Below are 13,245 nucleotides of genomic sequence, written 5' to 3' on the forward strand. Positions count from 1 at the left end.
AGGTTATGTACAAAAATATAATTTTAATTGATTTTGCTGATTAGCTAATAGGATTAGAGTTACATTAAAAACCAGAAATTAACCTAACTATTTTAGATTGAGTGCATTCATCAATATAGAAAAGTTTACAAAATGCAAACCAAATAAAAATCGTTTAAACACCACTACAGGAACATAAAAAAAATGTGACACCAGAAAACACCCGCATAAGCCCAAAACTTTTCCACAATGCCTTATTTCGGCATATTTTTGCTAAATTCGCAAGGTTATAATAATACCTTTTTGAAATATCGCTTTATAGGCGAAAAAATAATTTATGGCAGAAGATTTAGAAAATCAGCAAAACGACAAGATCATTCCAATTAATATAGAGGAACAAATGAAATCGGCCTACATTGATTATTCAATGTCGGTAATTGTATCGAGGGCTTTACCTGATGTACGCGATGGATTAAAACCTGTACACCGCCGTGTGCTATATGGTATGTTGGGCTTAGGCGTTACCAGTGGTAAACCTTATAAAAAATCTGCCCGTATTGTGGGAGAGGTTCTGGGTAAATATCACCCACATGGTGATGCTTCAGTATATTTTACAATGGTACGTATGGCTCAGGATTGGAGTTTACGTTATCCAATGGTTGACGGGCAAGGTAACTTCGGGCACATTGACGGAGATTCGCCTGCTGCAATGCGTTATACCGAAGCAAGATTTAGCAAACTTGCTGAAGAAATGGTTGCTGATATCAATAAAGATACCGTTGATTTTCAGTTTAACTTCGATGATACTGAACAGGAACCTACAGTTTTACCTTCAAAAATCCCTAACCTTTTAGTTAACGGTTCATCGGGTATTGCTGTTGGTATGGCCACAAATATGGCTCCACACAATTTAACGGAGTGTATAGATGGTATTGTAAACTACATCGACAATAAGGATATCACTGTAGAGGAACTAATGAAGTTTGTAAAAGCGCCTGATTTCCCTACCGGTGGTATTATTTATGGTTATAATGGCGTTAAGGAAGCTTTCGAAACCGGACGTGGGCGTATTGTTATGCGTGCAAAAGCCGAAATTGAAAACTTAAAAGAGCGTGAAGTTATCATTGTTACCGAAATTCCTTACCAGGTAAACAAAGCACAAATGATTGAGCGTACAGCTGAATTAGTTGGCGAGAAAAAACTGGAGGGTATTTCGAACATTAAAGATGAATCGAATAAAGACGGTATCCGCATTGTTTATGAAATTAAACGCGATGCCAACGCATCAATCGTTTTAAATAACCTCTATAAATATACTGCACTGCAAACTTCGTTCAGTGTAAATAATATTGCGCTGGTTAAAGGTCGTCCGCAAATGCTAAATCTTAAAGATTTAATTGTGCATTTTGTTGATCACCGCCATGATGTAGTTATTCGAAGAACGAAATATGAATTGGCAGAAGCCGAAAAGCGTGCCCATATATTAGAAGGTTATCTGATTGCATTAGATCACCTGGATGAAGTAATTAAGTTAATCCGTGCTTCAGAAACACCTGAAGAGGCCCGTGTTGGTTTAATGGAAAAATTCGGATTAAGTGATATCCAGGCAAGAGCAATCTTAGATATGACGCTCCGTCGTTTAACAGGACTAGAGCGTGATAAGATTAAAGAAGAATATGCTGAACTGATGAAAACCATCGAATATTTGAAATCTATTTTAGCCGACGAAAGTTTGCGTATGAAGATTATCAAAGATGAGCTGGAAGAGGTTAAGCAAAAATTTGGCGATGAGCGTAAAACAACGATTGTTCATTCTGCAGAAGATATGAGCATGGAAGATTTCATCGATGATGAAGAAGTTGTAATCACAATTTCTCACGAAGGATATGTAAAACGTACTCCAGCGACAGAATTCAGGGCACAGGGCAGAGGTGGCAAAGGTTCGAAAGGTAGTAACTCAAGAAATGAAGATTTTATTGAGCACATGCTGGTTGCCACTAACCACAACTATATGCTATTCTTTACCGAAGCGGGAAGATGTTTCTGGTTACGTGTTTATGAAATTCCTGAAGGAACACGCACAAGCAAGGGAAGGGCAATTCAAAACATAATTAATATACCGAAAGAGGAAAAAATCAAAGCGTATATTAAAGTTAAAAACCTTAAAGACCAGGAGTACTTAGAGAACAATTTTATCATAATGTGTACTAAACAGGGTACGATTAAGAAAACTTCTCTCGAGGCTTATTCTCGCCCACGCGTAAATGGTATTAATGCGATAAATATCAATGAAGGAGATGTGCTTTTAGAGGCATGTTTAACTAACGGATCGAGTGAAATTGTTATGGCTTTACGCTCAGGAAGGGCTATTCGTTTCAACGAAAGCACAGTTCGTCCGATGGGTAGAACTGCTACAGGTGTACGTGGTGTAAGGCTTGCACATGATAAGGATGAAGTTGTTGGCATGATTGCTGTTAACAATCCGGAAGTTACAGTGCTAGTGGTATCAGAAAAAGGTTACGGAAAACGTACCGACATCGAAGACTACCGTGTAACTAACCGTGGAGGTAAGGGTGTAAAAACAATTAACGTTACAGAAAAAACCGGACAATTGGTTTCTATTAAAGACGTTACTGACAGTGAAGACTTAATGATTATCAACCGTTCGGGTATCGTAATCAGAATTCCTGTTTCAGCTTTAAGAGTTATGGGACGTGCTACGCAAGGTGTTCGTTTAATATCTTTAAAAGGTGAAGATGAAATTGCATCAGTAACCAAAATTGACCACGAGGAAGATGAGGAAGAAACAGCTGACTTAGAAAACGTAGTAGTTGATGGTGAAGAATTAGAAGCCGATCCAGCTGCTGATGCAGAAGAAACTGAGGATGATGAACCTGATACTGAAACTGAAGACGAAAATTAATCCAATAAATAAGAACAGAATAAAAATTTTATGAAAAGAGTAATTCTAAGTATAATTTTAGCAGGTGTAGTAAGCTTTGCATTTGCTCAGAAAAGTGAAGTAAACGAGGCAAAAAAAGCCTGGGGAATTTTCCAGATAACAGGGCAAAGCGCTTCTGTTCCTTTGGCAAAAAAAATAGAAACACTATCTGCAGCTTTAGCGCACACCGATAAAGCAATTGCTGACGAAAAATCTAAGATTATGCCTGAAGCATGGTCGTACCGTGCATTATTATCTTCAGCTATTGCTTTAGTTGATACTGCAAATGCACAAAATGCTGATGCTAATTTAAAAATTGCTATTGATGCCGCTGCCCAAGCTAAAACCTTAGATACGAAAGGTGCTGAAAAGGAAAACATCAATTTAGCAGAAACGAATATTGCTAATGCCGTTAGAAATGCTGGCGTTGTTGCTTACAACAAAAAAGATTACAAAACAGCTTATGGCAAATTTGTACAGGCAACAGTAATTAATCCTTCAGATACATCGATGTATTTAAACGCAGGTATTGCTGCCAGAACACTTGGTGATTATCCGAACACTGTTCAGCAGTTTAAAAAAGTAATTGGCTTGAATTCTCCTCAATCGAAAGATTTGTATGCTGAAATCATCGACATTACTTTAAAGCAACAAAAAGATACTACAGCAGCTTTGGCTTTAATTAAAGAAGCTTCTACTAAATTCCCTGATGAAGCTAATTTCATTAAAACTGAAACACAAATTTATATCGATAAAGGTGATGCTGCTAAATCAGAGCAAATGCTTAACACTTTAGCTACTAAGGAGCCGAACAATGCAACTTACCAGCTGTTATTAGGTAATGTTTATTTTTCTCAGGCTTTAAAACTTCAGAACGAGCGTAATAAAATTGATGGCAAAAAAGTTAAAGAGTTTAACGAAGTAACTGCTAAAATGAACGGTTTATTAGATAAATCGGTTCCATATTATAAAAAAGCATTAGATATAGATGCTAAAAATGCTGGTGCTCTGGAAACTTTGAAAACAATATATGCTTTCAAAAACGACACTAAAAACTACGATGAAATTAAAAAGCGCTTAGATGCTTTGCCAAAACAATAGTTTGGTTAACACAAAAAAAAGCCCTGAAATTTCGGGGCTTTTTTTTTTATGCCTATTTTTACAACATCACAAAATAAAATGCTATGCACAACTTGTCTAAATTTTTAATTGCCGTTTTAATTACTTTATCGCTTAATGCTTCAGCTCAAAAGAGCCAAATGTTAATTGCCCGTAATGCAGTTGGTAAGTTACAAGCATCATTTTCAGGTAAAGAAGATTCGAAAAAGCAACTTGGCATTATTACTGAAGGCTTAAAATCAATTGAATCGGCAGAGAAAGATAATAAGACGAAGAACTGGCCGGAAACATGGGCCATTAAATCTTATTTAACTTCTTATGCATCAATTATTGAAACCGATAAAACAGCGTCATTTAAATACTTCGATACAGCAGTTGTAGCGGTAAAAAAGGCAAAAAGTTTAGATAAATATGAAGATCCGTCAGGGCTGATTAAAGCTTCTGAACACAATATCTTAATCAAAAAACAGGAGAGGGGTAACCTTGCCTATTTCGAAAACGATTTTAGAGAAGCACTGGAAGATCTTCGTGAAGTAAGCGATAAATTCCCGGCAGATTCAACTTTGGCGTTAAATACTGCGATTTGTGCTCAAAATGTTCAGCAATACGACGAATCCCTAAAATACTTTAAAAGAGCAAAGGATGACAGTATTCGCAATCCGGCGGTATTTCAGAAAATGGCTCAGCTATACGTAGCAAAATCAGATAATGCAAACGCTATTAAGGTTTTAGAAGAAGGACTTGCCTTAAATGCTTACAATCATACATTAACAAATGATTACATTAATCTATTATTGGATACAGAGAATTATAGCAAAGCCCAGGGCTTAATTGAAAATAACCTGAAAGTGGAGAAAGGAAACAAACTATTATTCTTTCTATATGGTTATTTACAGCAAGTTGGTGGAAATAACGCAACAGCAATTCTAGCTTATAACAAAGCGTTATCTAACGACCAGAATTACTTCGATGCTTTATATCAGTTAGGTTTAGCTTACGTAAATACTGCAAATGATACGTTAAAGAAAACCGATGCTGATAAAAACACTCAATATAGTTCACTAATTAACCGGGCACAGTTTGCTTTGTTACGTGCTAACGAAATCAATCCTAATGATAAGCAAACTGTTCAGTTGCTGATCGAAATTTACACCCGTAAAAATGCACAAAGTAAAGTGCAGGAATTGAGAAGAAAATTACAGGAGCTTTAGCGATAAAATTGAATAAAGACTTATGAAGGGGACAGACATCAGAAAACACAACTTAACATAATATTAATTATAAGTCATTAATTATAAACTCAAAAAATCTGTCTGATTAGATATATTTGAGCTGAAATCTAGCAATTTAATGAAACATATTTTAGATAATCCGATATACAATTCTTTAGCTACCGCTCACCACAAATTTGCCAAATCTTTCGGGCAAACGAATCACTATCTTGAAGATATTGCATCGTTTGCTGGATTAAAAAATAATTCTGCAGAAGATTTAAACGAGTTGTATAAAAATTCAGTTGATGGAAATCTGTTCATTGTTTTTTCAATTGAACAACTTCAAATTCCAGAAAAATGGAAATTGATTACACACATAGATATGCATCAAATGGTTTACGATAGCGTAAAATTTCCTGAAGAAAGTTCAGACTATTTTGATTTAAATGAAAACCACGTCCAGGAAATGATTGCACTCGTAGATTTAACTAAACCAGGTCCCTTCAAATCTAGAACTATAGATTTAGGTAACTATACCGGGATTTTTGATGGAGAAAAATTAATATCGATGGCTGGAAACCGTTTTAATCCGGCGCCTTATATGGAAATCAGTGCGGTTTGTACGCATCCTGATTATTTAGGAAAAGGTTATAGTAAAAGTATTATGAATGAACAGGTTAAAAGAATTATACTAAATAATCAGATTCCATTCCTTCACGTTAAAAGTGATAATTTAGCTGCAATAAAATTATACGAAAAAGTTGGCTTTAAGTTTAGAACTGAAATGACCGCCTATGTGATCTCAAGGTAAAAAGTTAGTTTACTTTATCTGCACATGCAGCACAAATACCACTGGCTATTAAATTTATGCCTTCAACTTTAAAACCTGAAGGTACTTTAAATGCAGGTATTTTAACACTGTCAAGGCAGTAAACTTTTTGGCAATTATTACAATTAAAATGTACATGTTCATCATGATGCTCGTGTGCATTACAATTACCTGAGCATATTGCATAGTTTGCCGTTCCGTGGTTATCAAGAACTTTATGAATAATTCCTTTTTCTTCGAAAGCTTTTAAAACACGATAAAGCGTTACCCTGTCTACCTCCTTCCCCATCACCTGTTCGAGGTATGGTTGTGAAGTAGCAGAATCTCTCCGGCTTAAAATATCAAGCACTTGCAATCTGGGTGCAGTTCTTTTTAAACCGTTTTTTATTAAAAGGTTATCGAAACGATTTGAATCATCTTTCATGGTTATACAAAAATAAACAATTAAATGATGAGTTTGGCATTTTTAATGGATATTGGGGGTGCGTAACTGGCATCTTTTTGTTCAAGTTTTAGAATCCCTTTAACCTTAATTGGTTTGTCGGTGAAGGTAACCGCACTCTCCATTTCTATCATTATCATAACCGGAACACCATTCTGTCCGCAAAAATAACATTGATTTATAGGCAAGGTAGCCAGCAGGAATTTTTGCTGTTTCTGGCCGCTTTTTATAGGAATAAGGTAGCCCTTTAAATCAAACTCCTTATTCTCGAATCGTTTTATAACGTCTGAAAAAATTGGAAGCAATTGATTTTTTTCAGTTAACTCAAATTTCACTGAACCGATAATATCCCAGTTTAAAGAGAATATCTGGTCGTTGGGATTATGTTTCTGCGCTTGACCGAATACGTTAAAACCAACGAATATGAATAGAAAAACAAAGAAATACCTCATAGTTGAACGGCGTTTACAAGAAAAAACTCAGAACGTTTATCACCTGAATCATTAATAATCAATTTGCCTCTTAATTTTATAGGCTTATTGGTCCACAATAGTGGATTTAGCATCTTAACTTCAACCATCGAGGGAATATCTCCCGAACCACAAAAGGGGCATGATTCGATAGGAACAACTGAGAGCATAAATTCAGAGAACTTATTACCTACTTTTGTAGGGATAATGAAGCCAGGAAGCTCAATTGTTTTGTTATTAATGGCTTTTAGTTCTGCAGGAAAAATACTTTTCCACTCTAAAGGTTTAATTTGTTTTTCGTATCTCAAACCGATCAAGTTCCAGTAAACTGTTCGCATTTCGGTATGCACCTGAACCTGTGCTTTTGATTTTAACCAAAACAAAGACAAGAAAATCAAAATCAATAATCTTTTTCCCATTTTAAAGTTGTTTAGCATTTAACAAGAAAAACTCACTTCGGTCATCACCAGAATCGTTGATGATAAAAATTCCGCTAAGTTTAATCGGTTTCTCCGTTATTGGAATAGGCTTTAAAGCCTTAACCTGAACCATCGAAGGAATGTCTCCGGTACCACAAAACGGACAAGATTCGACAGGAACAATTGAAAACATAAAATCATTAAACCTGCTACCAACCCTGGTCGGAATCATATAACCTGGCAAAGTAATAACCTTATTGTTTAAAGCCTTTAGTGCTGCTGGGTATACACTGCCCCATTTACCCGGTGTTAGTTCCTTATCGTACCGCAAGCCAATAATGTTCCAGTTTGCTGTTCGCATATCGGTATGTACCTTTACTTGTGCGACATTTTTATTGACGATCCCAAATAAGAAGAAAATTAGCAAAAAGCGCTTTATTTTTTTGAGATTAATACTGCTCATATTATCGCTCTTTACTTAGTGTTTTCGCAATATCTACTTTATAAACCTGTAATGCAGGCAATAGTGAAGCAATAATACCAATAACAAATCCAGCAATGATTAAATATGCCTCTTCGATACTGAACAAATTACCAGTAAGTTTTGCCTGCGATGATTCCTGGTATAGACTAATCACCTCAAGCGCCAGGTGACCAATCATCAGGCCTGTAATTGCACCTGTAACAGTCACAATAAGTCCCTCCAACATAACTAAAAAGAATAATTTCATTTTCGATGCGCCCAAACAGCGCATAATTGCCAAATCGTATTTTCTTTCTTTCATTGAATTGAAAAGGCTTATAAAAATGCTTAGTGCTGAAATAAGCATAATTAATAACGCAAACCATTTCAAAGTATCAACGCCTACGCCGATTAAAGAAAACAATCTTGCGCTTTCCATAGCTGGTGAGGCAGCCTGCATATTTGTACTTTTATTAACCATTCTCGGAAAAGCGATAACCGACATTGGCGAACGGTATTGAATTAATATCGAAGTGATTTCTTTCGGTTTAATTTCATTTTCCTCAGCATGTTCGTGTTCGTCTTCATGAACAGGCTCATGCATTTTATAAACGCTTCCGATATTGGTAAGAATCAGGTTATCTGTAACATTTCCCTGAGGCTTTAAAATTCCTTTTACTACATATGCATGGCTTTTATGTATATCATCATTGCCAGTTAAACCATGGGCTCCAAAAAATGTATCGCCAACTTTAAGTTTCGATTCTAACGCTACGCTATTACCAATGGTTACCTCTAAATCTTTTTGCCAGAATTTACCCGCACTAATTTGTAATTGATACAGACCTGTAAAAGAGGTATCCGTTCCAACTATTCTGAAACCATTATAGTTATCACCAAGTGCAAGCGGAACGGCTCTTTTCACCATAGGGTTAACCATAAGTTTATGTGCATCCTCAGCGGGTATATTTCCTGTTGGAAAATCGATGTGATAAATGCTACTTAAAATCAATTGGAGTGGACTTCCCTTCGCTCCTACTACCAAATCGATATCCCGGCCATTTTGCTCCAGTTTATTTCCAATTTGAGTTGAAGCCAAAAACAATATCGATAGTATACCTATTCCAAAACTAACCAATAAACAATTTAAAAATGTTGTTAACTTATTACGGAAAAGGTTTTTACCTGCTATTTTTAAAATATTCATTTACAGTAAATATGATTGCGAAATATAATTGCGAACACGCTGATCATGAGTGGCGATTATTAAAGCAGTACCATTACTTTTTGCCTGCGATGTAAGCATTTCTATCACCGTCTCAGCATTTTTGTCATCTAAGCTCGAGGTGGGTTCATCAACAATTAGGATATCGGGTTTATTTACCAAAGCTCTCGCTACCGAAACTCTTTGAAGCTGGCCCTCACTTAATTCATCAGGATAACTTTTTAGTTTTACAGCTAATCCTAAATCAGCGAGTAAAGTGGTGTTGAAATCTTTATCCACAACACAACCAGCCATTGTATTTGCCAATTCCAAATTTTCGATAACCGTTAATGACTTTATCAAATGTGGTTTTTGAAAAACAATACCAATTTTTTGCCCCCTGAACTTATCCATAGCTTTTGGTGAAAGTTGGTATAAATTAGTTTGATCAATGAAAACAGCTCCTTCAGTTGGTTTGAGCAAGCCAGAAATTATATTTAGCAATGTGCTTTTTCCCTTTCCAGAAGCGCCTAGCAGCAGCCATTGATCCATATCAGCAATTTCCCAGTCCGGAAAGCTTAAAACATTTCCATTGGAATAGCAATGTTTTATAGATTTAACAGAGATCATTTACTATTCTTTAAAACAGTTTTATCAACTATAATTATATTTTTAACGGCATATCTGCGGTAAATTTCCAATCCATTGTTGGTAGCATGTTTACAGCCAGGGTTTATCATAGATATAAAAATTAAAAATGAAACGAAAGTAGCTTTGTAATATCTCGGCATAATTCTAAAGCTTAATGTTTATGGTTTACAGGGCAAGATTTGAGCATTCTTAAATTTAAAAAATGAGCCAGGGCGATTGTAAAACCTCCCAATGGGATTAAGATAGGCTCGAGAAAATCGATACCCGAAAAATGACCTGTTGCAATTAAAACAAATCCGGTTATCAAAGTACATATTGGTAAAATATTATGATGCGACTTTCTGAAAGATGCGCTTAAAGACCATACTCCTATTACCAGTGAGATGATAATCATAGAGATTTCAATCCAATCGTTCGCCAGAAAATCGAGCCCCCACATTGGAAGAATTGTTATTAAAAATGGAACTGCTGCACAATGAATAGCGCATAATGTTGATGCGGTTATCCCTATCCTATCGAGGTTAATGTTAAACTGAAGTATTTTCATAAAATAAATTAATTGCTCAAATATAAAAGCAATATTGTTGCATTTGAAATTATACTCAATATATTTGCAACTTAATTGCATTAAAATGATAAAAAAATTACCCGTTACCGTATTAAGCGGATTCCTGGGCGCAGGAAAAACTACCCTATTAAACAGCATATTGAAGAATAAACAAGATTTAAAAGTGGCAGTTATTGTTAACGATATGAGTGAAATTAATATCGATGCGAATCTGGTAACCAACCAACACACACTATCAAAAACAGATGAGAAACTCGTTGAGATGAGTAATGGTTGTATTTGCTGTACATTACGTGAAGATTTAGTATTGGAAGTTGAAAAACTGGCCTTAGAAAACCGATTTGACTATTTGATCATAGAAAGTACCGGCATTTCTGAACCTATACCTGTTGCCCAAACCTTTTCTTTTGTAAGTCAGGAATCGGGTATCGATTTAAGCCGTTTTAGTCGGCTGGATACCATGGTTACCGTTGTTGATGCCTACAATTTTTATAAAGATTTCGGTTCGGCCGAAAAGCTGGCAGACAGACAGATGGTTGATGATGACAGCGATAAAAGAACTATTGTCAATTTAATAACCGACCAGATTGAATTTGCTAATGTTATTTTGCTGAATAAAACAGATTTAGTTAGTGATGTGGATTTAAAAGTGCTCAAAGCCCTTATCAAAAAGTTAAATCCTGGCGCTAAAATTTATAATACACTTTTTGGAGAAATAGACCCTTCGCTTATCTTAAATACCAATCTTTTCGATTTTGAAGCTGCTGCTGAAGGTGCTGGTTGGAAAAAAGAACTTGAGGAAGTCCATAAACCAGAAACAGAAGAGTATGGCATTAGTTCGACCGTTTTTCGCTCTAAAAAACCATTTCACCCTGAAAGATTATGGAAATACATAAATGAGCAGTTTCCGCAAACTATTATCAGGTCGAAAGGTATTTTTTACCTTGCTGCAATGCCTGAAACAGCAATTAATTTTTCTCAGGCAGGAGGTTCGTTAAGAATTGACCATGCCGGTGTCTGGTGGGCCAGCATGACAGAAAGCGAAAGAAGAACATATGCTGATTACCTGGAAAATGAAACTGAAATAAGAAAGAATTGGGATGAACAATTTGGTGATAGCATTAACGAACTGGTATTTATCGGGCAGGAAATGGATACGGAACAACTTAAATCAGATTTGGAAAAGTGCTTACTCACAGTACCGGAAGTAGCTGATTTTCATAGCAGAAAGAAATTTGTTAATCCATTCGAAAATGTTATATAACTAATCAGCTAGATTTCACCTTAAAATTTCTAATGTATGTGATCAACCTTTTTGTTATTAACTTGTTATCAAGCTATGTACGATCATTTATCATTTGAAGAAGCAACAGCCTTACAGATTGAACTTGCAAAGCAGCTAAAATTTCAGGAAGTAAAAAATATCACCACGATTGCAGGAGCCGATATTTCTTTCGATAAAGGTAGTACTACAATGTTTGCAGGCATTGTAGTACTAAGTTATCCTCAAATGGTTTTACAAAGCTATGCATTGGCGAATTACGAAACTTCATTTCCGTATAAAGCTGGTTATTTAGGTTTTAAAGAAGTACCGGCTTTATTAAAAACGTGGGAACTAATATCGATAAAACCAGATATTTTAGTTTTAGATGGTAATGGAATCTTGCACCCAAGAAGAATGGGCGTTGCTTCTCATTTTGGTGTGCTCACCAACCATACAACTATTGGCTGTGCAAAAAGCCTTTTGTATGGTAAAAACCATCAACCTGAAAACACTAAATACAGTACCTCTGAAATCAAAACTTCGGGTGGAGAAATGCTAGGCTATGCTTTAAGAACAAAAGCAAACTGTGAAGCAGTATATATTTCAGCCGGGCATTTAATTACGCAGGAACAAAGTTTAGCTGTTATGAAAAATTGTATTGGTAAATATCGCATTCCCGAACCTACAAGAATTGCACATGATATTGTTAACCAGTTTAGAACAGGAAAATTAAAGGCTGGCTACTATGTTTCCATACAGCCGCTAACATTATTTTAAATCCAGTTAATTCCTTTTTTAAGAAACTGCTGTGTTTTGTACTCCTCTGAGTTAACTTCAGGCTGAATATTATATCCCCAGTTCGCCTGTGGTGGCAAACTCATTAAAATAGATTCTATTCTTCCGTTGGTTTCCAATCCAAATTTAGTACCCGAGTCATAAACCAGGTTAAATTCTACATAGCGGCTACGACGCAGATATTGCCATTCTTTCTGCACATCTGTAAATTCTTTTTCACGGTTCCGGTCGATTAACTCTGTATAGATTGGCAAGAATGTCTCGCCAACATTCGCTGAGAAATCTAAAATCTCTCCCCAGCTCAAGTCGGTATTTTCAGGTTTTAAACGATCATAAAAAATACCACCTATGCCACGTGTCTCTTCACGATGTTTGATATAGAAGTAGTCATCTGCGTGCGTTTTAAACTTCGGATAAAAATCCGGATTAAAATCATCACAGGCTTGCTTTAATTTATGATGAAAGAAACGGGCATCATTTTCGAAAACATAATGAGGTGTTAGGTCTATACCACCACCAAACCAGCGTGTTTGTTCATTAAGTTCAAAATACCTGATGTTCATATGAATTATAGGTACCAGCGGATGATTTGGATGAATAACAATAGAAACACCTGTTGCGAAAAAATCATCTTCGGTTACATTGAAAGCCTTTTTTACTGCTTCAGGTAATTTACCGTGTACTGCAGAAAAATTTACACCGCCTTTTTCAATTATAGCACCTTTCTGCATAATACGCGTCCGTCCACCTCCGCCACCACTCCGTTCCCAAAGCTCTTCCTCAAATTTCCCTTTGCCATCGGCAATTTCCAATCCCCTGCAAATTTCATCCTGTATTTGCTTATAACGCTCTGCTACTTCTTCTTTAAACATCGTGAACTTTCTTGA

14 protein-coding genes are annotated in these 13,245 nt (G+C 35.9%); 6 read left to right on the forward strand and 8 right to left on the reverse strand.

Annotated features, from left to right (window positions below; genetic code table 11):
- Positions 1-316: 316 nt before the first annotated feature.
- The 4 genes from gyrA to R2R71_RS01330 all read left to right on the forward strand — a co-directional run bounded on the left by gyrA (position 317) and on the right by R2R71_RS01330 (position 6,064).
- On the forward strand, positions 317-2,902 hold the full coding sequence (gene gyrA, locus R2R71_RS01315) for a DNA gyrase subunit A (RefSeq protein WP_316829429.1): 2,586 nt from the start codon (positions 317-319) through the stop codon (positions 2,900-2,902).
- A 30-nt stretch (positions 2,903-2,932) separates the two neighbouring features.
- On the forward strand, positions 2,933-4,021 hold the full coding sequence (locus tag R2R71_RS01320; RefSeq protein ID WP_316829430.1) for a tetratricopeptide repeat protein: 1,089 nt from the start codon (positions 2,933-2,935) through the stop codon (positions 4,019-4,021).
- An 83-nt stretch (positions 4,022-4,104) separates the two neighbouring features.
- The gene (locus R2R71_RS01325; RefSeq protein ID WP_410478186.1) at positions 4,105-5,250 is read left to right on the forward strand and encodes a tetratricopeptide repeat protein; all 1,146 of its coding nucleotides are present in this window, start codon (positions 4,105-4,107) and stop codon (positions 5,248-5,250) included.
- Between the two features lie 139 nt (positions 5,251-5,389).
- On the forward strand, positions 5,390-6,064 hold the full coding sequence (locus tag R2R71_RS01330) for a GNAT family N-acetyltransferase (RefSeq protein ID WP_316829432.1): 675 nt from the start codon (positions 5,390-5,392) through the stop codon (positions 6,062-6,064).
- Between the two features lie 4 nt (positions 6,065-6,068).
- Here R2R71_RS01330 and R2R71_RS01335 read toward each other — a convergent pair whose 3' ends face one another.
- The 7 genes from R2R71_RS01335 to R2R71_RS01365 form a co-directional block, all read right to left on the reverse strand.
- Complete coding sequence (locus R2R71_RS01335; protein ID WP_316829433.1) at positions 6,069-6,506, reverse strand: Fur family transcriptional regulator; 438 nt, start codon at positions 6,504-6,506, stop codon at positions 6,069-6,071.
- 20 nt (positions 6,507-6,526) lie between these two features.
- Positions 6,527-6,976, reverse strand: coding sequence for a hypothetical protein (locus R2R71_RS01340; RefSeq protein ID WP_316829434.1), 450 nt, complete (start codon positions 6,974-6,976; stop codon positions 6,527-6,529).
- Positions 6,973-7,413 carry a hypothetical protein gene (locus R2R71_RS01345; protein ID WP_316829435.1) on the reverse strand — a complete coding sequence of 147 codons (441 nt, stop codon included), beginning with the start codon at positions 7,411-7,413 and terminating at the stop codon, positions 6,973-6,975. Before R2R71_RS01345 ends, R2R71_RS01340 begins: the two co-directional genes overlap by 4 nt.
- Before the next feature lies 1 nt (position 7,414).
- On the reverse strand, positions 7,415-7,876 hold the full coding sequence (locus tag R2R71_RS01350) for a hypothetical protein (RefSeq protein WP_316829436.1): 462 nt from the start codon (positions 7,874-7,876) through the stop codon (positions 7,415-7,417).
- 1 nt (position 7,877) lies between these two features.
- Positions 7,878-9,083: an ABC transporter permease gene (locus tag R2R71_RS01355; protein ID WP_316829437.1), complete on the reverse strand. Its 1,206-nt coding sequence runs from the start codon at positions 9,081-9,083 to the stop codon at positions 7,878-7,880.
- Complete coding sequence (locus R2R71_RS01360) at positions 9,084-9,710, reverse strand: ABC transporter ATP-binding protein (RefSeq protein WP_316829438.1); 627 nt, start codon at positions 9,708-9,710, stop codon at positions 9,084-9,086. It lies immediately after the preceding gene.
- A gap of 172 nt (positions 9,711-9,882) precedes the next feature.
- On the reverse strand, positions 9,883-10,278 hold the full coding sequence (locus R2R71_RS01365) for a MerC domain-containing protein (RefSeq protein WP_316829439.1): 396 nt from the start codon (positions 10,276-10,278) through the stop codon (positions 9,883-9,885).
- Positions 10,279-10,363: 85 nt separating this feature from the next.
- Here R2R71_RS01365 and R2R71_RS01370 point away from each other — a divergent pair, with 85 nt between their 5' ends.
- Together R2R71_RS01370 and R2R71_RS01375 are read left to right on the forward strand one after the other, a co-directional pair.
- Positions 10,364-11,563, forward strand: a complete 1,200-nt coding sequence (locus R2R71_RS01370) for a GTP-binding protein (RefSeq protein ID WP_316829440.1) — start codon at positions 10,364-10,366, stop codon at positions 11,561-11,563.
- 75 nt (positions 11,564-11,638) lie between these two features.
- Complete coding sequence (locus R2R71_RS01375) at positions 11,639-12,340, forward strand: endonuclease V (protein WP_316829441.1); 702 nt, start codon at positions 11,639-11,641, stop codon at positions 12,338-12,340.
- Here the strand turns inward: R2R71_RS01375 and hemF are convergent.
- Positions 12,337-13,230 carry an oxygen-dependent coproporphyrinogen oxidase gene (gene hemF / locus R2R71_RS01380; RefSeq protein WP_316829442.1) on the reverse strand — a complete coding sequence of 298 codons (894 nt, stop codon included), beginning with the start codon at positions 13,228-13,230 and terminating at the stop codon, positions 12,337-12,339. The two genes, R2R71_RS01375 and hemF, sit on opposite strands and share 4 nt — an antisense overlap.
- Positions 13,231-13,245 lie beyond the last annotated feature (15 nt).

The organism is Pedobacter aquatilis (genome assembly GCF_032678405.1).
GTDB classification, from domain to species: Bacteria; Bacteroidota; Bacteroidia; order Sphingobacteriales; family Sphingobacteriaceae; genus Pedobacter; species Pedobacter aquatilis_A.